Annotated in this window: 13 protein-coding genes; 6 read left to right on the top strand and 7 right to left on the bottom strand. The window is 37.4% G+C overall.

All coding sequences use genetic code 11. The features are described from left to right. From GZ212_RS03225 to GZ212_RS03215, 3 genes are all read right to left on the bottom strand, one after another. Positions 1 to 5,346 (bottom strand): choice-of-anchor L domain-containing protein (locus GZ212_RS03225; RefSeq protein WP_166957205.1); only part of this gene is annotated, 5,346 nt, incomplete at its 3' end. A gap of 329 nt (positions 5,347 to 5,675) precedes the next feature. Next, a complete protein-coding gene (locus GZ212_RS03220) occupies positions 5,676 to 6,632 on the bottom strand; it encodes an OmpA family protein (RefSeq protein WP_166957203.1) in 957 nt (318 codons plus the stop codon). Positions 6,633 to 6,648: 16 nt separating this feature from the next. Beyond that, the gene (locus GZ212_RS03215; protein WP_166957201.1) at positions 6,649 to 7,413 is read right to left on the bottom strand and encodes an exodeoxyribonuclease III; all 765 of its coding nucleotides are present in this window, start codon (positions 7,411 to 7,413) and stop codon (positions 6,649 to 6,651) included. A 121-nt stretch (positions 7,414 to 7,534) separates the two neighbouring features. Here GZ212_RS03215 and GZ212_RS03210 point away from each other — a divergent pair, with 121 nt between their 5' ends. From GZ212_RS03210 to GZ212_RS03195, 4 genes are all read left to right on the top strand, one after another. Further along, the gene (locus GZ212_RS03210) at positions 7,535 to 10,969 is read left to right on the top strand and encodes a DUF2460 domain-containing protein (RefSeq protein ID WP_166957199.1); all 3,435 of its coding nucleotides are present in this window, start codon (positions 7,535 to 7,537) and stop codon (positions 10,967 to 10,969) included. A gap of 56 nt (positions 10,970 to 11,025) precedes the next feature. Beyond that, positions 11,026 to 11,412 (top strand): hypothetical protein, encoded by a 387-nt coding sequence (locus GZ212_RS03205; RefSeq protein WP_166957197.1) that lies wholly within the window; start codon positions 11,026 to 11,028, stop codon positions 11,410 to 11,412. A gap of 78 nt (positions 11,413 to 11,490) precedes the next feature. Further along, entirely contained in the window at positions 11,491 to 15,813 is a 4,323-nt protein-coding gene (locus tag GZ212_RS03200) for a CusA/CzcA family heavy metal efflux RND transporter (protein WP_166957195.1), read from the top strand. A 2-nt stretch (positions 15,814 to 15,815) separates the two neighbouring features. Continuing rightward, a complete protein-coding gene (locus GZ212_RS03195) occupies positions 15,816 to 16,958 on the top strand; it encodes an efflux RND transporter periplasmic adaptor subunit (protein WP_166957193.1) in 1,143 nt (380 codons plus the stop codon). Between the two features lie 37 nt (positions 16,959 to 16,995). Here the strand turns inward: GZ212_RS03195 and GZ212_RS03190 are convergent, their stop codons facing one another. The 3 genes from GZ212_RS03190 to GZ212_RS03180 all read right to left on the bottom strand — a co-directional run bounded on the left by GZ212_RS03190 (position 16,996) and on the right by GZ212_RS03180 (position 19,666). Further along, the gene (locus tag GZ212_RS03190) at positions 16,996 to 17,166 is read right to left on the bottom strand and encodes a hypothetical protein (protein WP_166957191.1); all 171 of its coding nucleotides are present in this window, start codon (positions 17,164 to 17,166) and stop codon (positions 16,996 to 16,998) included. 9 nt (positions 17,167 to 17,175) lie between these two features. Then, positions 17,176 to 18,717, bottom strand: coding sequence for a glycine--tRNA ligase (locus tag GZ212_RS03185; protein ID WP_166957189.1), 1,542 nt, complete (start codon positions 18,715 to 18,717; stop codon positions 17,176 to 17,178). Between the two features lie 64 nt (positions 18,718 to 18,781). Next, positions 18,782 to 19,666, bottom strand: coding sequence for a hypothetical protein (locus tag GZ212_RS03180; protein WP_166957187.1), 885 nt, complete (start codon positions 19,664 to 19,666; stop codon positions 18,782 to 18,784). A gap of 146 nt (positions 19,667 to 19,812) precedes the next feature. Between GZ212_RS03180 and GZ212_RS03175 the strand changes: the two genes are divergently transcribed. Continuing rightward, positions 19,813 to 20,499 carry a ComF family protein gene (locus tag GZ212_RS03175; RefSeq protein WP_166957185.1) on the top strand — a complete coding sequence of 229 codons (687 nt, stop codon included), beginning with the start codon at positions 19,813 to 19,815 and terminating at the stop codon, positions 20,497 to 20,499. A gap of 54 nt (positions 20,500 to 20,553) precedes the next feature. Further along, the gene (locus GZ212_RS03170) at positions 20,554 to 22,164 is read left to right on the top strand and encodes an Ig-like domain-containing protein (RefSeq protein ID WP_166957183.1); all 1,611 of its coding nucleotides are present in this window, start codon (positions 20,554 to 20,556) and stop codon (positions 22,162 to 22,164) included. Here the strand turns inward: GZ212_RS03170 and GZ212_RS03165 are convergent. Continuing rightward, complete coding sequence (locus GZ212_RS03165; RefSeq protein ID WP_166957181.1) at positions 22,151 to 22,933, bottom strand: amidohydrolase; 783 nt, start codon at positions 22,931 to 22,933, stop codon at positions 22,151 to 22,153. The two genes, GZ212_RS03170 and GZ212_RS03165, sit on opposite strands and share 14 nt — an antisense overlap. Positions 22,934 to 22,971: the final 38 nt, after the last annotated feature.

The following is a 22,971-nucleotide window of genomic DNA, read 5'->3' as shown; positions in this document are numbered from 1 at the left end:
GTAAGCCCCGGTGAAACTGTATACCTTCGTACCGTATCGGTTGAAGATCTCAAGACTGTTAACCCCAAATCCGGTCAAGTCGAAACTGTCGTTGCTACCGTCTCCGTTTGGTGTTACTACCTCTGGGAAGATACAAGTGTCCATTTCAACCGTAACTGTTGTAGTTTGAGGACATGGCCCTGTCGTAGTATAAGACACTACATAAGTAGCACCACTACCAGCTCCTGTAATCATACCTGTATCAGGATCAATAACAGCTGTTGTATTTGCTGGCTCCACGATGGCAAAGTTACCTCCTGCAGTAGCAGTGATAGCCATACCTGTTTCAGAACACATGATAAATTCTTCATCATAAGAGAAAGAGGCATCCTCAAATGGATATTGGTCTACTACAAACGTGGTAGTCGCATAACATCCTGTCATTTCATCCTCTACTCTAACGTAGATAGTTTGAGGAGGCATTGTTTCAAATGGTGATGTTAACGCATTCATTGCACCATCTGCATCAGCCATTGACTCATGATAAGTTACTAGGTAACCTGTTTGACCTCCTGTGATTACATCTGTTTGAGTTTCTAAATCGAATGTTGCATATCCATCCATATCAGCACAACTAAACATATCATCTGGCTGAACAGGCTCTGGCAATGCATTGATAGAAATCTCAAAAGAAGTAGAGTCATAACATCCCGTCGTAGTATTTACAGCGCCAACATAAATAGTTTGTGGGCTGGAAACGTTAACATAGGCTGTTGGATCTAAAATTGGGTTTGTTTGATCGATGGCATCTTGCTCAGTTGTATAATAAGCAAATGTAAATTCACTTGGATCCTGAGCTCCATCCAAAATACTTTCAGCATTTTGAGTCAAATCAAATTCTGTGAAGTCCTCACCAGAACATTCCTCAAGTGGAACCGCCTCAGTTACAAACTCTGGTAATGGCAAGAATTCAACATTGATATCATCAGCAACCGAACACTGCGCCGATTCCCCAACTTGCACATAATAATTTCCAGGTTCAGTAACTGTAAGAACAGAAGTATTTTCACCTGAAATCTCTACGAAGTCTTGATACCATGTGTGGTAAGCCCCTTCAAGTCCAGTATCTAGAACGACAGGTTCACCTTGACATAGTGCTGTACCATCTGCAATAGTAATATCGACCCCTAAGTCAATCTCACCTAAACTTAAACTTCCACCTTGGATAAATACAGCAGAATCTAAAATAGAGTCATTTCTATCAGCTACTACTAATTTAATGTGGTAAGTAACTCCAATTTCGACTATAGAAGTAGCCGCCATCGGAATGGTCATACCATTAAAGTTAATTGGAGCCGCTAATGGATCTACACCATTATTTCCAAAATAACTATCAAAATACTCAGCATTTACAGATCCACAACCAGCGTTATAAGCTTGATCTCTAATTGTTAGTACCGAAATTGGATCACCTGTACCAGGTACTACCGCCAAGTTTTCAGTAATTCCAGTTTCTGTATTCGTCAAGAAAAATGCAAAGGCATCTGAGAAAGAACATTGGTATGTTCCATACTCTTCTGAAGCAAATAAGAAATTGAAAGAAAATTCGTCCACATATGGAACAAAATCAAATTCTAAAACTGCTGAATCATTATAACTGAATAAACTTGGGTCAATTCCGGTTGCTTGAATGTAATCAAACAAATCTTGATCTTGACCACCACTGTTTTGAAGACTTGGACCAGCTCCATTAGGACCGGTTAAATTTGGAGAGTCAGCATTTCCACTAACCAATACAATACCATCTTCAAAGGCAAACCCTGGAGTTTCAGTATAGAAATAACCAATACCTTCTTGACCAGAATAAGTGATGTTTGATACATCTGCACATGGTGAATCAATAAGCACGTCAGTTACCAATTCTTCATAAGTGTAAGTTGTTGTATCTGTTTGAACTGGACCTGGAATAGGTCTGATACATAAATCAAATGTAGATTCATAAACCCCTTGATTTGTTGTAAACACTCTTACATAGTAAGTTTCTCCAATCACAAGGTCATTTACAATAGCTGATGTAGTTGTAGTACAAGCTAATTCAGTAAAATCACCACATGTACCTGAATAAAGGGCCATGTCCAGGTTGGTTTCATCTCCAACTATATTGTTTATAGAAACAATAAGGTTAGGATCTGTAGCCTCGAAGAAGAACCAAACATCATCATCATTAGCTCCAGCACATCCTGCAGGGGCACCTGAAGGAGTTGCACCTGTCATAACTCCTGGAGTAACAATATCACAAACAAATGTTTCATTCACCCCGGCTTCTATAGCTGCATCACAATTATCATTGTCTGGAGGACAAGCCAATTGTAAGAATGGTGTACTGTTAATTAAACAGTTTGAGTCATTCGTATTAATTGCATAAGCGATAACAGTTGTATCAAACGGGAAAGGTCCAATTTGATAAGTTCCAGCTTCTGTAGCTTCTACTGTTGCATCATCATAATCGCTACCTATAGTAATTGATGTAGCATCTCCCATAGAAACCAAAGTCACGTCGATTAAGAATTGATCTCCGTTAGCACAGTCATCAACCAATGCGAAAGTAGCTTCCTGAAGTTCACATGTAGGCTCTACAATATTTACTGTAAAGTCTAAAGTAACACCAAAGGATCCATTAAAACATGGATTTGGATTTGTCTGACCAAAATCCGCCGTACCAATACGCATTCTGTGTAAACCTGGATTTGCATCAACAGGCAATGTAAAAATACACTCTAAAGTTGTTGGATTTGTAAATTCAGATTCTCCTTGGAAAAACAACTCGGTGTCATTATCAAACACTAAATCATCATTTAAATCAATCCAAATATTTGTATTATATGTAAATCCTGTAGCGAAACTTACAATAACGGTTGTTTCCCAACCTTGGAATAAGTTTTGAACTGTTCCATCTGTATGATCTTCATAGGTCACATCACCAAAACTAGGGTAATTAGACGTTTCTATTTGCACATTGGTAACTCCTTGACCATCATTACTTGTTGGTTCAGAAATACAATATCCAGTATAGAAGTCTCTTGGACCACTCCAAGTACTTGTTCCATCATCAGCACCACAATCGGCTTGAACGTAATACTCATAATTCGTATCTGGATCTAAATCCATAACAGTGTATGGGTTTGTAACTCCCGTGTAATCTGGAGTACCATCTGGTGTTTCACCAAGATCCACATTTACGATCTCGATATTCCAAGATGTTGCAGTTCCATTCTCAGTCCACTCTAAAATGGCTGTTGTCATATCAACTAATTCTACAGTCAATGAAGTAGGCTGTGGACAAGCAGGAATTTCTACAATTTCAAAATTATCAAAACTCACACTTGCATCAGCAAAATCTGCCACTTCGCCTTCTGAAGCCCAAACTGCAAATTGAACCACACCTGTGTAAGCTTCTAAACTGTATATAAAATGGTCACCTCCCACTGGAACAGTAGATGTATTATCCCACTCTTCAATAGGTGTCCAAGAAGTACCACCATCAGTAGTTATTAAAAGTTGAACTTGATCATCAGAACCTAAAATTCCAGCAGTATCAGTTCCAAATCCTTGCATAATGGCAAAATCCCATTCTAATTGCCAAGGACCTCCATCTAAGTTAAATTCAGGAGAAATTACCCAATCGCTTTTTCCTGTTCCATAAAGGTTAATTCTATAAGCACCTGCCCAACCAACGTTAGCAAATCCACCTTCAGCCCAAGTCCAAGTATCTATAAAATCTGTTGGTCCAGTAGTTGGATCACCATTGTCAGCTTCGGCCCAACAATCTGGGATGAAGGAATTAAACTCTTGTAAGTAAGGAGGAATAAATACAGCACATTCTGTTGTAAAGAAGAAAGGTCCTGCCCAGTTGCTTAACCCATCTTCATCTCCACAGTTTGCTTGAACATAATAAGCATATTCTGTTATGGCAGATAAACCACTTACCTCAAAAGCTGTATTGGTGTCTGCAACGTCGGTTGCCACACCAGTTGGAGTTGTTCCGGCTTCAACAACTTCGATGTTCCAAGAAGAAACACCAGTGTTATTATCTGTCCAGCTTAATTCTGCTGTAAAAGCCGTAATATTATCTGCAGTAAGATCTGTAGGAATTGCACAACTCGGTGGTGTACAGTTTACAGTTCCAGAATATATAGTTGTTCCTTGTAAAGAACCAGAACCACTTGGCATTGTAAATAAGTCTTCACCAAAGGCTTGGATAACTACTCCAACTTCTCCAGCCCAAGATCCACCAGTATTCCAAAATAGTTCAAAAGGTTGACCGTCACATAAGGTTACTTGAGCTTCTCCTGAAGAACCTGAAGATAAAGTAATTGTTTCTACATCTACGCCATTTTGTGAAATGGTCATAGTGTTTCCATTCCAACCATCTCCAAATGAATCGGTCATTACAAATGTATACTCACACTGCTCAGTCACATCACATAACTGCGTATCAAATGAGAAAGGTCCTATCCATCCACTTTGCTCAGCTCCACAATCGGCTTGAACGTAATATTCATAGCTTGTACCAGAAGTAAGACCTGTAGCAGTAAATGGATTAGCATCTGCTGTGTAATTTCCTGTTCCTGTTGGAGTTGTTCCAGCCTCAACCAATTCAATATTCCAAGAAGTAGCATCTCCATTTTCAGTCCAAGCTAATTCTGCACTATCCAACCCAGAAGAGTTAACTGCTAAATCAGAAGGATTAGGACAAGCCTGTGTAATACCATCTAGTATAATGTTTGGAACTAAAGTTGATGTGGAGGTAGACCAATCTGAAGGTGGACTGGCAGGGTCTGGATTAGTACCATCATTATAATAAACGATGGATCTTGATGTCCCCATATCCGTATTGTAAAAATCGTCTCCCGAAGAATCATATGATGGCATATTCTCATCAACCGCAATAATCAAATTATCGGTACCTGAATAGGTGAACGGCGTATCAAATACAATCTGAACCCAACCATTTACCCCAGCTTCTACTGTAATTCCACCAGAATATACCTGAGTGAAATTTGCAAATGGCTCCCAATCTGCAGTAGATGGAAAGGATGAAGTTGTAGATTCAGCCATATAAATAACCAATTCTTGATTGTCAGCTAAATCTGATGTTCCGCTGTAATACCATTGCAAACCGGTAATTTCTCCGGATGCATTGATTTCGTCAGCCAAATAAATGGACTGAGAGTACGTGTAACCATAGAAGGGCTCGAAAGGGGTATTCGCTGTCTCGATTGTACCCGACCCTATCATCACTTGCGACTTTACGTGCCAAATTGACAACATGAAAGCCAGCAGTAGAAGGAATGTAGTTTTCTTCATAAATTAAATAAGTTAGTTGTTTTTTTCTTTCTCGTCTTACGACATCCAAGTAATTCTTTTATTCTAATTAGAATTTATAAGAATTTTGAGAGCCAAAAATTATAAAAAAAGAAACTCATAAATTGGGCTCATCCTATTAAATAGACAAAAAGCTTTTTTTTTCGATAAAGTGCGAGAGAAGCTAAGACCGTAAAAAATGGTAAAAAAATTCACTTTGAAGAAAAACAACAACCTAAAACTATGAAACCGATAATATTGCTTCAAATCTTCCAGTAAGCATTTATTTTCTTTCAAGAAAAAGGATATGTTGGTTGTAGGAATCTCTTTTGCTATATTTCCTTCAAAATCTTTGAAATCTCATCGAGCTTTGGTGTTAAAATCACCTCGATTCTTCTATTTCTTGCTTTTCCTTCTGCAGAATCGTTAGATGCAATGGGCAAAAACTCCCCTCTACCGGCGGCCGTTAAATTATCAGGTTTTATTCGAGGGTTCTCCATTAACAATTGAACAATAGCCGTGGCTCTTTTAGCAGAAAGATCCCAATTTCCTTGCAGGTTTCCACCACCTGAATAAGGCACATTATCTGTGTGCCCTTCAATTAGCACAGCAATCTCAGGATTATCGGCCAATACTGTTCCCAATTGTTTCACTGCTTGACGCCCTGAAGCACCAACCGCCCAACTTCCAGATTCAAACAACAGTTTGTTTTCCATAGATACATAAACCTTACCGTCTCTTTGCTCTATGGTTAAACCCTTACCTTCAAAATCTGTTAAGGCTCTCGAGATGGCATCCTTTAATTGTGTCATTGCGGCATCTTTAGCAGCTATGACTCCTTCTAATTCTGCAACCCTATTAGATCGCTCTTCTAATTCTCTTCTTAATGTTTCAAGTCTGGCGCTTTCTGCTGCCAAAGCCTGTTCTTTAGCTTCCAATTTCGCCAATAATTCTCTGTTTTTTTGTGCATTTTCAGCCAAAGCCGAAGAACTATTTTCTTCCAAAGCATCATAAGAATTCTTTAGATTGTTATAATTGGACTTTAAGGCAGCCAATTCTCCCGACAATTTGCTCTGGTCTGATTGAGACTTTTCATAATCCGCCAATACCGAATTCAGTTCATTTTGTGCTTGGTTTTTCTCAGCCAATAAATCATCATAACTTTTCTTTAAGTTTTGATGGTCTTCTTGAAGCGCGTTGTACTTACTCTCTAAGTCCTTATATACTTTAGGAGAAACACAGGAAACAAAAACAATGGCGGTAAGAATTAAAAGGAATCGACTTTTCATGAACTCTAATAAGAATTTAGGATTTAACTTCAACTAAAATAGGACAATGATCGCTATGCATTGCCTCTGGCAAAATGACCGCACGTTGCATTTGGTCTTTCAAAGGCTCTGACACCATACAATAATCAATGCGCCATCCTTTATTATTGGCTCTAGCGTTTGCTCTATAACTCCACCAACTATAATGGTGCGGCTCTTTATTAAAAAATCTGAATGAATCTATGAAACCGCTATCAATAAACCCACCTATCCATTCTCGCTCGACGGGCAAAAAACCAGATACCTTAGCATTTCTCACAGGGTCGTGTATATCTATAGCTTCATGACAAATATTGTAATCGCCACAGATAATCAGGTTAGGTATCTTCTTCTTTAATTGATCAACATAGTCTTGAAACATGGCCATATACTCTAACTTATGATCTAATCTTTGAATATTGGTTCCTGATGGTAAATACAAACTCATTACCGAAAACCCATCAAAATCAACGCGGAGATTTCTGCCTTCATCATCCATGGATTCTATTCCAGTGCCATACTCTACATGATTTGGTTTCACCTTGCTAAAAACTGCAACACCACTATATCCCTTCTTTTTGGCCGAAAACCAATAATGGTATTTGTAACCTGCTTCTTCAATAGCTTCAACATCTACCTGCTCCTTCATAGCCTTGATTTCTTGGATGCATATGACATCGGGATTGGCTAATTTCAACCAATCTAGAAATCCTTTGTTTATTGCTGCTCTTATACCATTTACATTATAAGAAATGATTTTCATGAAGTCCTTTTTGAATTTTAGCTAAAATAAATAATGCGTTACATTTACCACAGAGAAGCCAATACCTTTTTTTCAAAAGCTATTAACAAAATAATTTGAAAAATATTCTGTTTACTATTTGATGAAACTAACGCTAACATGCCTACTCCTTTTGCTTGGAATGGCTTCCTTTGGCCAAAATCTGGATTCTAACTTCAGGTCAAAAAAGGTAGCTACAAGAGATAGTATTCTTATTGATAGCGTTAGTATCAACCCCAGCTTTTTCTCCATCAAAACAAAAGACAGCTCCTATATTGATGAATCCCATTACCTAGTAGATTTCTCAAAGTCTTTATTGACCTTCAAAAAAAAAATAGATACTGACACCATAATAATAAGCTACTTAAAATACCCTGAATTTTTAACCAAAACTTACAAGCAATTGGATGAAAACATCATTGTTGAAAGCAATGAAAACCTCAACCGTTTGTATAAACTGCAACAACCTAGTAAAAAGGAAGTCTTCACTCCTTTTGATGGTTTGAGCACCTCGGGTAGTATTTCAAGAGGAGTCGTCATTGGGAACAATCAAAACTCGGTTTTAAACAGTGAATTGGATTTGCAGATAACAGGTAAACTAAGCGACAAGGTATCCTTAAGAGCCTCAATTCAAGATGCTAATATTCCCCTTCAGGAAAGTGGATATTCCCAGCGTTTGGATGAATTTGATCAAGTCTTTATAGAATTATTCAGTGATAACTGGAAAATACGAGCAGGAGACATTGATTTAACCAATACCCAATCCTATTTTGCTAATTTCACCAAAAGAGTACAAGGTCTCGCCCTAGGAGCTACTTTAAATCATCCCGAATCGCAAACACAATTATTTGCCTCTGGAGCTTTGGTAAGAGGTCAGTTCACAACCAGCCAGTTTAATACCCAAGAAGGAAATCAAGGTCCATATAAACTTAAAGGCCCCAACCAAGAATTATATGTGTTAATCGTATCTGGTAGTGAAATTGTATATGTTAACGGTGTACCCTTACAAAGGGGCGAAAACAAAGATTACATTATCGATTACAATGCTGGAGAAATCATTTTCAATTCCACTTTTCCAGTAACCTCCGAAATGCGTGTCACGGTAGACTATCAATACAGCGAAAGAAACTATTCCAGACTGGTTGTTTATGGCGGAGGCCAATATGAAAGCGAAAAACTACAAATAGGCGCTTCCATTTACAGTGAGAACGATTCCAAAAACAACTCACTGCAGCAAAACTTATCTCCAGATCAAGTGGAAACACTCTCACAAGCAGGAGACGACACAAACTTGATGGTAGCCCCTTCTGCAGTTCCCGAGAGCTATAATGAAAATAGAATTCTTTACCGAATAGACATCCTGAATGGTATTGAGATATTTGTGTTTTCAAACAATCCCGATGATGAACTTTACAGTGTCAAATTTACCCAAGTAGGAGATAATCAAGGAGATTACATCATTAGCAGCACCAATGCCATCAACACTATCTATGAATATGTTGAACCAATCGGTGGTGTCCCACAAGGAAATTATGCTCCCATCATTCAACTTATAGCCCCCACTAAGCTCCAAATAGGTGTTGTAAACGGCCACTACAAACCTATTTCCAAAACAGATATCTCGTTTGAACTGGCTGGAAGTAAAAGTGATGAGAATTTGTTTTCTAGTTTGGACAATGATGACAACGACGGATTTGCAGGAAAGTTAGCATGGAATCAAAATGTGATAAAAAAGGACAGTTTGTGGAATTTGGATCTTTTCATTGATACCGATTACATTCATCAAAATTTTCAATCCATACAAAGAATTTACAATGCCGAGTTTAATCGCGATTGGAATTTAGGCACCTCATCAACCCCGCTACTTGCAACTGAACTAGGCAATCAAACATTAGCTAAGTCTGGGTTTAATTTATTTCATCATCAGAAAGGGCAAGCAACTTATAGATTTGAATACTTAAATTATTCTGAAAACTTTAATGGAAGTAGACATCTCTACAATGTCAATTTTCATTTAAACAAATGGCAAATAAGGTCTTTGTCCAGTTTTTTAAATGCGAATTCAAACACTAACGAATCGACTTTCTTGAGGAGCTACAATGTTTTAACCTATAGTCTGAAGAAAGGATGGGCCGGGACTAAATTAGCCATGGAAGACAATGAGCAAAAGGAAAAATTAACGGGAAACTATACGGCACTAAGTCAAAGATATCAATCAGCCGAAGTATTTACCGGGGTTGGCGATAGCACCAATGTCTTTGCTGAAATAGGCTATAAGTTTCGAGTAAATGATAGCTTAAGGGCTGGAGAACTTCAAAGGGTCAATACTTCCAACACTTACTATATTGACTCAAGATTAATCAACAACCAAAACACCAATCTTGCTGCATATATCAATTACAGGACCTTGAAGCAAGAAGACCCAAATTACGAGGATGAAAATTCATTAAACTCCAGAATCCAATACAGTCAAAAGTTTTTCAATCAAATTTTCCTTTTAAATACAGTTTACGAAACCAACTCAGGAACCTTACCTCAACAGGATTTCACTTATGTGGAAGTTGAACCAGGCCAAGGAAATTACACTTGGATAGATTACAACAACAATGGCATTCAGGAACTGGAAGAGTTTGAAATTGCTCAATTTCAAGATCAGGGAAAGTATATTAGAGTGTTACTTCCCAATCAAATCTATCTGAAGACCCATCAAAACAGACTAAGTGCCAACCTAACTATGAACTTTCAACAATGGTCTGTTTCGGATAATCACTTACAAAAATTCTTGGCTCAATTTTACAACCAAACTTCCTACTTAGTTGATAGAAAACACTTGAGGGAAGGAAGTAGCTTCAACTTAAATCCATTTAAAGACGATTTGGAAAACGAATTGGGGCTGCAATCCAATTTCAGAAACATTTTCTTCTTTAATCGGGGCAAACAACACTTTACAAGCAGTTATACCTATTTACAAAACCGGACCAAAAACACGCTCACCATAGGACAAATTGAAAACTCACTTGTTAGCCACAAACTTCAATTTAATCACAAATTTGCAGAAAGTTGGCTACTAAATGTGGAATCCTATTTTAATAACACAGAGTCTTCAAGTGAAAATTATGCAAGTAAAAATTTCAATATTGATGAAACCTTATTATTCCCTAAGCTTTCCTACCTACTAAATGACAATACGCGATTTGACATTTTTTACAAAAACAATCAGAAAGAAAATACCATTGGTGATTTTGAAACCCTGAAACAACAAAACTATGGTGTATCCTTCTCGTTTGCCGACACACAAAGTGCCGCTATAAATGGAGAATTCAATTACATTTCTAATGATTTTTCAGGAAATGCCAATACGCCTGTTTCCTATCAAATGATGGAAGGCTTGCAACCTGGAAGAAATTTAACATGGAGTTTATTGGCACAAAAGAAAATCACCCAATACTTGGATTTAAACTTGAACTATATGGGACGTAAAAGTGAAACTAGTCAGGTAATCCATACGGGGACCGTACAGTTAAAGGCTTATTTTTAAGCAATGTAACGTTTGTTACATCATTTCTTTTCAAAAAAATAGTATTTTTGTGTGGTATGCAAAAATTGTTATCCATAACCTATGCCTTTTTAATCCTGTTTCAAAGCATCAGTTTTGAAGTACGAGATTTGGTTCATTTGGACACTTTTTTTGAACATGCCGAATTCCACAAACAGGCCTATGGAGACAGTTTTCTTCAGTTTATCGCAGAACATTATGGCAACTCTAGAGAGGAGCACCAAGGGGACCACCAACATGAGGATCTCCCGTTCCAGCATGAACATCAAATGTGCTCCCATTTAAGTCCAGTCTTTACGTTTGAAAATTCAAATATCGAATTTGATCAAATAGAATTCGTAGAGATTCCTTGCAACTTTTTTTACAAGGAATCACACTCTATTTTTGAAAAATACCCCCTTTTGCAGCCGCCCAAAACAGCATAATTCTTCCTTAGAAATGATAGACCAGCGCCCATCCACAAGGCGACATGGGTCATATTTATTTAATTATCTAAAAGAATTATGTTAGAAAACATCATCAAACTGAGCTTAAAAAACAAGCTCATCATCCTCTTATTTACAGCTGGAATATTTGGCCTTGGACTTTATTCTTTAACCCAAATTTCCATTGGTGCGGTTCCTGATATTACCAATAACCAAGTTCAAGTTATCACCACATCCAGAAACCTATCCACCCAAGACGTTGAACAATTTATCACTTACCCCGTAGAGTTGGAAATGGCCAACCTACCCGGAGTCAAGGAAATTAGATCGGTATCCAAATTCGGACTCTCAGTGGTAACAGTAGTCTTTGACGACGATCTGGGCACCTATTTACCACGACAGCTTTTGGCCGAGAAAATAAAATCTGCCACCGAAAAAATCCCACAAGGATTTGGAACTCCAGAAATGGGGCCCATTACCACAGGTCTTGGAGAAATTTACCAATACACCTTAGATGTCAAACCTGATTACAAAGGTTCCTACTCAACAACCCAACTGCGTACCATCCAAGACTGGATAGTAAAACGTCAATTGTCAGGTATTCCTGGCGTTGTTGAAATCAACACTTGGGGCGGCTACTTGAAACAATATGAAGTTAGCATCAATCCGCAGAAATTAGCGGCTATGAATATCTCCATCTCTGAGGTTTATGACGCCTTGGAAAAAAATAATAGTGTTGCGGGTGGTGGTTATATTGAAAAATCAGATCAAGCCTATTTCATCAGAGGCGAGGGTTTAGCAAAATCCTTAAATGACATTAAAAACATCGTGGTCAAAAACGATGGTGTCCCCCTTTATATTAGAGATGTTGCGACAGTAGGTTATGGGAGCGCTATTCGCTTTGGTGCTATCACAGGAAATGGTCAGGGAGAAAAAGTACTTGGACAAATCATGATGCTGAAAGATGGAAATTCCAAGCAAGTCATTGAAGCGGTCAAAGAACGTATAGCATCCATCGAAAGTACCTTACCCGAAGGTGTTTACATTAATGGTTTTTTAGAGCGTAGTGAACTTATTGGCAAAACAACCTTTACCGTATCTGAAAACCTCATTTTAGGTTCTTTGATTGTCATTTTTGTAGTGGTTCTTCTTCTTGGAAATTTAAGGTCGGGCTTGGTTGTCGCTTCGGTGATTCCTTTAAGTTTATTGTTTGCCATAACCTTAATGAATGTATTTGGCGTGGATGCCAATTTAATGAGCCTGGGAGCTATCGATTTTGGAATTATCATTGATGGCGCTGTCATCATTGTTGAGTTTATAGCTTTCCAAATTTCAAGTAATGCTGACAAGCTCCAGACCTTAACAAAAGTCGAAAAACAATCTGCCATTGATGCCATCACTAAAAAGAGTGCTACCAAAATGATGAATTCAGCCATATTTGGTCAGCTTATTATTTTAATCGTTTTCATCCCTATATTGTCACTCAGTGGTGTTGAAGGAAAAATGTTTAAACCCATGGCTCTCACCTTTAGTTTTGCCTTAATTGGCGCCATGATCCTATGTTTAACCTATGTGCCAGTAATTTCTTCCTTAGCCTTAAAACCTGCAAAGGAAAAGAAAAACAACCTCTCCAAGCGACTTATCGCCTTTTTGAACAAGAAATACCAACCTGTAATCAATTGGGCACTCAACCATAAAAAATATGTTATTGGTATGTCTGCCGCGTTGTTGCTTGCAAGTATTTGGATCTTCAGCAGCATGGGAGGAGAATTTGTGCCCACTTTAGATGAAGGTGATTTTGTGATTCAACCTGTTTTAAAAACGGGAACCTCACTAGATAAAACCATAGAGATTACTACTAAAATTGAAAATATCCTCATCAAAAAATTTCCAGAGGTGGACCAAGTCGTTAGTCGGATAGGCGCCGCAGAGGTTCCCACTGATCCCATGTCAATGGAACAAAGTGATGTTATCATCAAATTAAAACCCAAGGACCAATGGGTATCTGCAGAAACCAAAGATGAATTGGCCAATAAGTTTAAAGAAGCATTATCAGTTATCCCAGGAATGGACGTCGAATTCACCCAACCCATAGAAATGCGCTTCAATGAGCTTATTACTGGAGTTAGAGCCGATGTTGCCATTAAAGTCTTTGGAGCCGATTTGGAGATTTTGGCTAATAAAGCCAACCAAATAAAAAATCTGATTCAAAATGTAGAAGGTGCCTCGGATATTATTGTTGAAAAAGTAGCAGGACTACCACAAATGACCGTTACTTATAACCGAGATAAAATTGCACGCTACGGACTTAACATTTCCGATTTAAATGATATCGTATCTATGGGATTTGCTGGTAAAACAGCCGGAAGCATATTTGAAGGCGAAAAGAGATTTGACTTGGTAATGCGTTTAGATTCCAAATACCGTAAGGATATCAACAACTTAAAGACACTTTATGTAGATGGCCCTAATAACACCAAAATTCCTTTAAATGAATTAGCCAATATTGAATACACTACAGGACCGGCACAAATCTCGAGAGATGACACAAAAAGACGCATTGTAGTTGGTGTTAATGTTAGAAATCGGGATTTACAATCGGTGGTCGATGATATTCAAAACATCCTTAAAAAGGAACTCAGTCTTCCAGTAGGATACAACATTACCTATGGAGGTCAATTTGAAAATCTCCAACAAGCTAAAAACAGATTGATGATTGCCGTACCACTTGCACTGGTTCTTATTTTCATCATGCTGCATTTTGCCTTCAAATCGATTAAGGATGCCTTAATGATCTACTCGGCCATCCCATTATCAGCGGTTGGTGGTATCCTATTACTTTGGCTAAGAGATTTACCTTTCAGTATTTCGGCAGGCGTTGGTTTTATTGCTCTTTTCGGGATCGCTGTTCTAAACGGAATTGTACTCATTGAGCATTTTAAAGAACTCAAAAAGAAAGGTGATTTTGCGACCATTGAGGACCTCATCAAACAAGGAACCTCTGAGCGGTTAAGACCTGTTCTTTTAACTGCGGGTGCTGCAGCTCTTGGTTTCCTTCCTATGGCTATTTCTACCAATGCAGGTGCCGAGGTTCAAAGACCTTTGGCTACCGTCGTCATTGGAGGTTTAATTACTGCCACCCTTTTAACCTTAGTCGTCTTACCCGTTCTTTACGCTTGGTTTGATAAACCCCGAAAAGTGCGTTTTAAAAAGAAATCCATTGTTACGGTGGTTGTAATCTTGGTCGGGTTCCAAATGCAAGCTCAACAACAACCTTTAAGTATCGAGGAAGCCGTAGCATTGGCTATAGAGAATAACAACGAGTTAAAAGCCTCCCAAGCACAGACCGAAGAAAGTAAAGCGCTAATTGGATCAGCCTTCAATTTTGATAAAACGGCGCTTTATTATCACTATGACGAAAACAATTTGGCCATAAATAATGAGCCTCTAAAGGTTTGGGGTATTTCTCAGGATTTTAAATTTCCAACCGTATATTTTGCTGACAAGAAAGTAAATCAAGCACAATACAACAGGCAACAATCAGCACACGAGCTTAAGACGCTTCAGTTAACCAAAGAAGTTTATACTGCTTTTTACCAATTGAAATATTCAAAAAGAAAAGCCGACACCTACCAATTTCTGGATAGCTTATACCAAAATTTCTCCAAATCTGCCAAACGAAGGTTTGAACTGGGAGAAACCAATTATTTGGAAATGATAACCGCTCAATCCAAGCAAAAACAGATTGAAACGGTATTTAAACAAGCTCAACAGGAAGTTGCAAAATCTAAGGAAACTCTAAAAAAAGTGATACAATTAGACAGCTTGGATTTTGAAATTGATGATGAAATTCTAACCAGATTGGAAGTAAATACTTTAGGACTTGACACGAATCCGGGGCTTCACTTTTTTGAATCTTCCAAAATATACTTTCAGGCATTGGAAGTGAAAGAAAAACAAGATTTACTACCTGATTTAAGTGCCGAATATTTTCAAGGGACCAATAGTCAACTCAATGGAAATTTGATAGGATATCAATTTGGAGTTAAAATACCCATTTTGTTTTCGGGACAAGCATCAAAAATAAAGGCCAGCAAAATTGCAGTAGACCGTATATCCTATGAGCAACAAAACTATCAGCAAATCCTGAAAAGCAAACAACAAAGTTTGTTGGCCACCCTCAAACAATATGAGGAGGCAATTTCCTACTATGAATCACAAGGAAAAACACTTTCAGAAGAAATCATTTCAACAGCACAAAGAACCTTTAAAGAAGGTGAAATTGACTTCTTTCAATACATTCAAAGTATAGAAACTGCCAAGGACATCGAATTGGAATACCTTCAAAATCTTAATTTATACAACCAAACCGTCATTCAACTTAACTTTTTAATTCTATAATCATGAAATATCTATATAGCCTTCTTTTATTACTTTTTGTTGTTTCCTGCAAAAGCAATTCTGAAGAAGCAACAGTTGCAGAATCAAATGAATCTAGCCACGAGCTAGAAATTACCCGAGAGCAATTTCAAGGAGAGTCTATGGCCTTGGGCCAACTTTCTGAATACCATTTTCAGGAAACGGTTCAAGTAAACGGAATGATTGATGTGCCCCCACACAACAAATCTAATATCACCACTTTTATGGGAGGATATGTCACTAAAACACCTCTTCTTGTGGGTGACTTGGTAAAAAAAGGACAATTATTGGTCACACTAGAAAACACTGAATATGTTGAAATACAACAGCAATATCTGGAGGCAGCAGAAAAGTTAACTTTTTTAAAGAGTGAGTATGAGCGACAAAAAACGTTGTTTGATGAAAACATTACCTCGCAAAAAAATTATCTGCAAGCCGAAAGCAACTATAAAAGCAATCTGGCCCATTACAATGGTCTAAAAAAGAAATTGGAAATGATGAACCTCAGTCCTAAATCGGTTGAAGAAGGACACATATCCAAATCCATTAATCTCTATGCGCCTATTTCTGGGAGTGTTTCCAAGGTAAACATTAGCAATGGGAATTATGTTTCGCCAGCTGACATTGTAATGGAAATTGTGGATACAGACCACATTCATTTGGAATTATCGGTTTTTGAAAAAGACATCATGAAAATTAAAAAGGGACAAACCATACAATTTAAAATACCCGAAGCTTCCAATGATATTTATACAGCAGAAGTACATTTGGTAGGCACTACCATTGATGAAAATACAAGACGGGTGCAAGTACACGGACATTTGAATAAAGAGGAGGCCAACTTTATTGTTGGGATGTATGTAGAAGCTTATATTTCAGTTAGCCAAAAAACAGCTAAAGGATTGCCCAATGAAGCTATCATAAAAACTGAGAATGAAGCCTATGTTCTAACCTTGGCAGAAACCACCGAAACGGCCTACTATTTTGAAAAAACAGAAGTGCCATTGGGTGAAACCAACGAACAAACCACTGAGATTCTTAATCCCGATAAATTGAAAGGAAAAGATATTTTAATAAAGGGAACCTCCCTTTTGGATAATGAAGGAGACTCGGGGCATGGGCATTAAGGAATAATAAAAGCCCAAGTTAAAACTTGGGCTTTTATTATTTTTTATAACTGTTAAAGGAAATTATCAAAACGATAACAGCTCCTAATATTAGCGCTATGTAAGCTTTGGCATTTTCAGAGAAAGCAGGTTGGTCGTAATCTAAAAAGGTAACCCCAAAAACCATCAACAGGATCCCCAAAAATCGAATAACTTTCTGTTTGTTCATTTAGCCCAATTACATTTTCATCAACCATTCCTTGACATCCACCTCTTTTTTGATGATATCGCGAAGTGCTGAAATCTTAACGCGCTTTTGCTCCATAGAATCGCGATGACGAATAGTCACAGTGTTATCTTCTAAAGTATCGTGGTCTACGGTAATACAGAATGGCGTACCAACAGCATCTTGACGACGGTAGCGACGACCTACAGCATCTTTTTCATCATAATCCACATTGAAATCCCACTTCAAATCATCTACAATTTGTTTGGCGATGTCAGGAAGACCATCCTTTTTAACCAAAGGCAATACGGCTGCCTTAGTTGGCGCTAACACCGCTGGTATTTTTAAAACGGTTCTGGTGGTGTTATTTTCAAGTTCTTCTTCTACCAAAGAATTTGAGAATACCGCCAAGAACATACGATCTAAACCAATGGATGTTTCTAGTACATAAGGCACATAACTTCTATTTTCTTCGTGGTCAAAATATTGTAATTTTTTACCTGAAAACTTCTCGTGCTGACTCAAATCAAAATCTGTTCTAGAATGGATTCCTTCCAATTCTTTAAATCCGAATGGGAATTTGAATTCAATATCACAAGCCGCATCGGCATAATGAGCCAATTTCTCATGGTCGTGGAAACGATAGTTATCAGCACCCATCCCTAATGATTGGTGCCATTTGTATCTGGTTTCTTTCCAGTAGCCATACCATTCTTGCTGCGTTCCCGGTTTGATAAAAAACTGCATTTCCATCTGTTCAAACTCACGCATTCTAAAAATAAACTGTCTGGCAACGATTTCATTTCTGAAGGCCTTTCCTGTTTGGGCGATTCCAAAAGGAATTTTCATACGTCCCGTTTTTTGAACGTTTAGGAAATTTACAAAAATACCTTGTGCCGTTTCTGGTCTTAGGTATAAATCCATGGCATTTTCTGCAGAAGCTCCCAACTTGGTTCCAAACATCAAATTAAACTGTTTGACATCGGTCCAGTTTTTACTCCCGGTTAGTGGATCTGCAATATCCAGTTCCTCAATAAGCGCTTTCACATCAGCTAAATCTTCATTTTCCAAAGATTTACCCAAACGCTTTAAAATAGCCTCTCCTTCTTCCTTGTATTTTAAAACCCTAGGATTGGTTGCCAAAAACTGATCTTTGTCAAAGGCATCTCCAAAGCGCTTTTCAGCTTTTTTAACTTCCTTTTCAATTTTAGCATCCAATTTCCCCACATAGTCCTCTACCAAGACATCAGCCCTGTAGCGCTTTTTGGAGTCTTTATTATCAATTAACGGATCATTAAACGCATCGACGTGACCAGAAGCCTTCCATGTGGTTGGGTGCATAAAAATAGCAGCATCAATACCAACAATGTTATCGTGCATTTGCACCATGGCCTTCCACCAATAATCACGTATGTTTTTCTTTAATTCTACACCATTTTGGGCGTAATCGTAAACCGCACTTAGCCCATCGTAAATTTCACTACTTTGAAACACATAACCGTATTCCTTAGCGTGTGATATAACCTTCTTAAATTGATCGTCTTGATTTGTCATATGGCAAAATTAAAAAACCGCTCCAACTAATGGAACGGTTTCCTTAAAAATATAAATGAGTTAGTTAATTAAGTTCCATTTCAGTAGCTCCTAATGGTAGCATGTCCTGGAAAATAAAGATTTTGTAAACGCCAGCAGTTAAATTAGCCTTCGAATTGATATTGATTTTGGTACAAACATCCATTTCATCACTGATGTTTTGGATGGTTGTTTTACCACTATATGTCAAGGTGTTTGTTTTATTAGATATAGACCCTCTAGGTTCCACAACTTCATTCTGTGGATTTAAAATTTGAACATAAATCTCTTTGTTCCCTATAGGAGTTAATTTGTTACTTAAAAGAGTAGCACAAACTTCTATATGGTCAAGTTTGTTTAATTTATTGGTCGTTGTTATCGTTCCGAAATTCAGGGAATTTAAGGCTTCGGCATGCACATTATCAGCAGACAGTGCTTCAACCTTACTTAGGGTGGTTGTCAAATAATGATTCTCAAGTTCCAAATCTTTTATATAGGAAACTTTTGATACCAATTCATTTGAAACAGAATCAACCTGAGTTTGTAGCAGGTCGTTCTCAACCTGAATAGATTTTATTTTATTAAATAGTCGCGTTCTTTCGCTATTAAGAATCGCTAATTGACTTTTGTACTTAGATAATAAAGACGCATCAGCTTTCATAAGGTTTAAAGAATCTAATGCCAGTTCCATTCTGGTTTTTGAATCCTTTAATTCTTGGTTTAGCTCCTTGTTGTCTGTCTTTACCTCGTCATAGCTTTGAATCATTTGAGACAATTCATTTTGAACCAAATGGGTTTCCTGCTCTAAAAAATCTTGATGATTTTTTAAGGTTTGATAAGTGGAAAAACTATAAGACCCTAATACAACAATTGCTATCGCTAATGCACCGATAATTAATCTATAGTTAAATAATTGAGGGTTAACTATCATTACTTCGGGATTATTTCGCGAATCTAACAAGAAAGAGGATTTAAAATAATTTTTATCGATAAACTGAAAAAATAATTGATAAAACTCTACAAACAGCACATATTCTTTAATAAAGCAGTTAAAAAAGTAATATTTATCTTTAAGGTATGCTGAAATACCTCACATATATTATCGATTTGTTCTTTCCAAAAGTATGTTTGGCATGTCATGAGGCCCTGAGTGATCACGAACTACATCTTTGCACCAATTGCCGACATGATTTACCAGTTTTAAATCATCCCCATGATTCAGAAAATGAAGTCACAAAGATATTTTATGGAAGAATCCCCATTAAACATGCTACCTCTCTACTCTTATTTGAGAAAAAGGGACTCACCCAACAATTAATACACAATCTTAAATATAAAAACCAAGAACAAGTGAGCTATATGTTAGGCTCCTGGCTGGGTGCCGAGTTAAAGGAACATGAGGCTTACCGAGCGATTGACATGGTCATCCCAGTACCTTTGCACAAAAACAAACTAAAGAAACGAGGGTATAACCAAGTGGCAGGATTCGCAAAAGAACTTGCCAGTGAATTAGATGCAGAATACATGGACGAAATCTTAATCAAAGTTACCAACACACAATCACAAGTGGGAAAAAACCGATGGGCCAGGTGGAACAATACAGAAATCTTCAAACTTCAAAATCATGAAAAAATCGCGAACAAACACCTATTGTTAGTTGATGATGTTATTACCACTGGGGCCACTATGGAGGCATGCTTCAATGTACTAACTCAAGCAAAAAATGTTAAAATTAGTCTTGCTTCCATGGCAATAGCCCAATAGTAATTTCGTTAATAACAAATTAGTTGTTTCTTTGTGTAAATTTTTAAAAGAGGAATGAATCAACTGTTCAAAAACCTTATTTATTCAATAATTGCTGGATTAATATTAGTAAACTGTGCCAATAGAGGAAGACCACAAGGCGGTCCAAAAGATGAAGATCCACCCATTATTGTAAAATCTGAACCAGAAAATTTCTCAACCAATTTTTCAGGGGATGTCATTACCATATATTTTGATGAGTATGTAAAGATCAAAAACATACAAAAGCAGCTTATTATTTCCCCTCCCATGGACACAAAACCAGATATAACACCTTTGGGCGGTGCTAGTAAGTTTATTAGGATAAATATCAAAGACACTTTGGCTCCCAATACTACCTATGCCTTCAATTTTGGCAATAGTATTGTTGACAATAACGAAGAAAATCCGTATCCCTACTTCCGTTATGTTTTTTCAACAGGAGATTACATTGATTCCCTAACAGTTTCTGGAAATATTCTGGACGCCGAATTGATTAAACCAGACAACTTTGTTTCTGTCATGCTTTATGAAATGGATAGTACCTACACCGATTCTATCATATTTAAGGAGCAACCCAGATATATTACCAACAGCTTGGATAGCCTTACCCAGTTTACTATAGAAAATATTAAGCCTGGACAATACATGTTGTTTGCCATGAAAGATGCCAATCAAGATAATAAATTCCAGCAGGCAACAGATAAAATTGCTTTTCATCCAACACCAATTACAATTCCAAATGATTCGGCTCTCTATGATCTTAAATTATTTAAAGAGCAACTAGACCCCAAAGTTATTAGACCTCGTTTGGTTTCTGGGGAACGTATTGCATTTGGATACAAAGGGGATTACGAAAACATGGAGATACTGGTGCAATCTGATGTTCCTGAAGATTATTCTTATCGAATCACAAAAAATGCCACTACAGATACCTTAGACTATTGGTACAAACCGCGATTGGAAGTAGACTCCCTTATTTTCAAGGTTAGGAATAAAGATTATGAAGAAGATTTCACAGTTAAAATTAGTGAACAACCGAGAGATACGTTAACCATTAAGAATGAAAGCAAATCCACACTTAACTTCAATGAAGATTTCATTCTATCAGCTAGCACACCCTTTTATGAAATTAAAGAGGATAACATAAGTATCATGGATAAGGACTCCTTAGATGTTCCCTTTAAAACCAAACTGGATACTTTATTAAACCACTTGGTTTTTAATTTTGAGAAAACTCAAAGCAATAAATATGAAGTAAATGTTTTGCCACAGGCATTTACAGACTTTTTTGGCGATACAAACGACAGTTTAAAATACACTATCAGCACCAAAAAGCTATCTGACTATGGCAATGCAAGAATCAATTTAAAAAATGCACAATATCCTGTGATTGTTCAATTAACAAATGATAAAGGGGAAGTCAAATATGAACAGTATAGTGAAAAAGAAGAACCTATTGACTTCACTAATATCGATACCGGAAATTATAGAATTAGAGTGATTTATGACACCAATAAAAATGGTAAATATGACTCTGGAAATGTTCTAAAAAGGCAGCAGCCCGAACGAATTATTTATTCTTCGGATATTCTTGAAGCCAATGCCAACTGGGAAAACATTGAAGATTTTATCATAACAAACTAAACCGATCTCTATCCCTTAAAAAACCTAGTTTATTACGATTAGTGATAATATGTTCCTTTCTTAAGGAAACGACATCCATCCATTCTGTTTCCTTATTTTGGATCGAAATTTTACGTCCCAAAGCATCAAAAGCAGCAGAATGCCCTGAATATTCATAACCGTTACCATCTAACCCAACACGGTTGACACCTATACAATAACTCATATTTTCTATGGCACGAGCTTTAAGCAAGGTATCCCAAGCATCTATTCTTAATTTGGGCCAATTGGCGACATAGAGAAGCAAATCATAATCTTCGGTATTTCTAGCAAATACAGGAAAGCGAAGATCATAACAAATAAGCGGACAAATTTTCCACCCTTTATAATCTACAAGTAACTTTTCACTACCAGCTTTATAAACACGGTCTTCACCAGCCAAGGTAAAAGTGTGCCGCTTGTCATAGGTTTGAAATGTTCCATCTGGAAACACAAAAAAGAGACGATTGAAAAATTGATTGTCCTCTTGTATGATTAAACTTCCAGTTAACGCTATCTGATGAGCCTTGGCTTGATATACCAGCCAATTTACCGTTTCCCCAGCCATAGATTCGGCCAATTTTTTGGCCTGCATACTAAACCCCGTAGAAAACATTTCTGGAAGCACTACCAAATCGACTTGTTCTGAAACTACGGCTATCTTTTTAGAGAATTGCTCACGGTTGGCAGCAGGATTTTCCCAAAAAAGGTGGGATTGAATAAGACAAACTTGAAGATAATCATTCGACATAACCATACATTTAAAATACTCTTACAATTTCTGGCAAG

Origin of the sequence: Mangrovimonas sp. CR14, from assembly GCF_011764015.1 — a bacterium.
GTDB lineage: Bacteria > Bacteroidota > Bacteroidia > Flavobacteriales > Flavobacteriaceae > Mangrovimonas > Mangrovimonas futianensis.
Note: the sequence above shows the minus strand (reverse complement) of the source record. Positions and strands in the feature narration are given on the sequence as shown.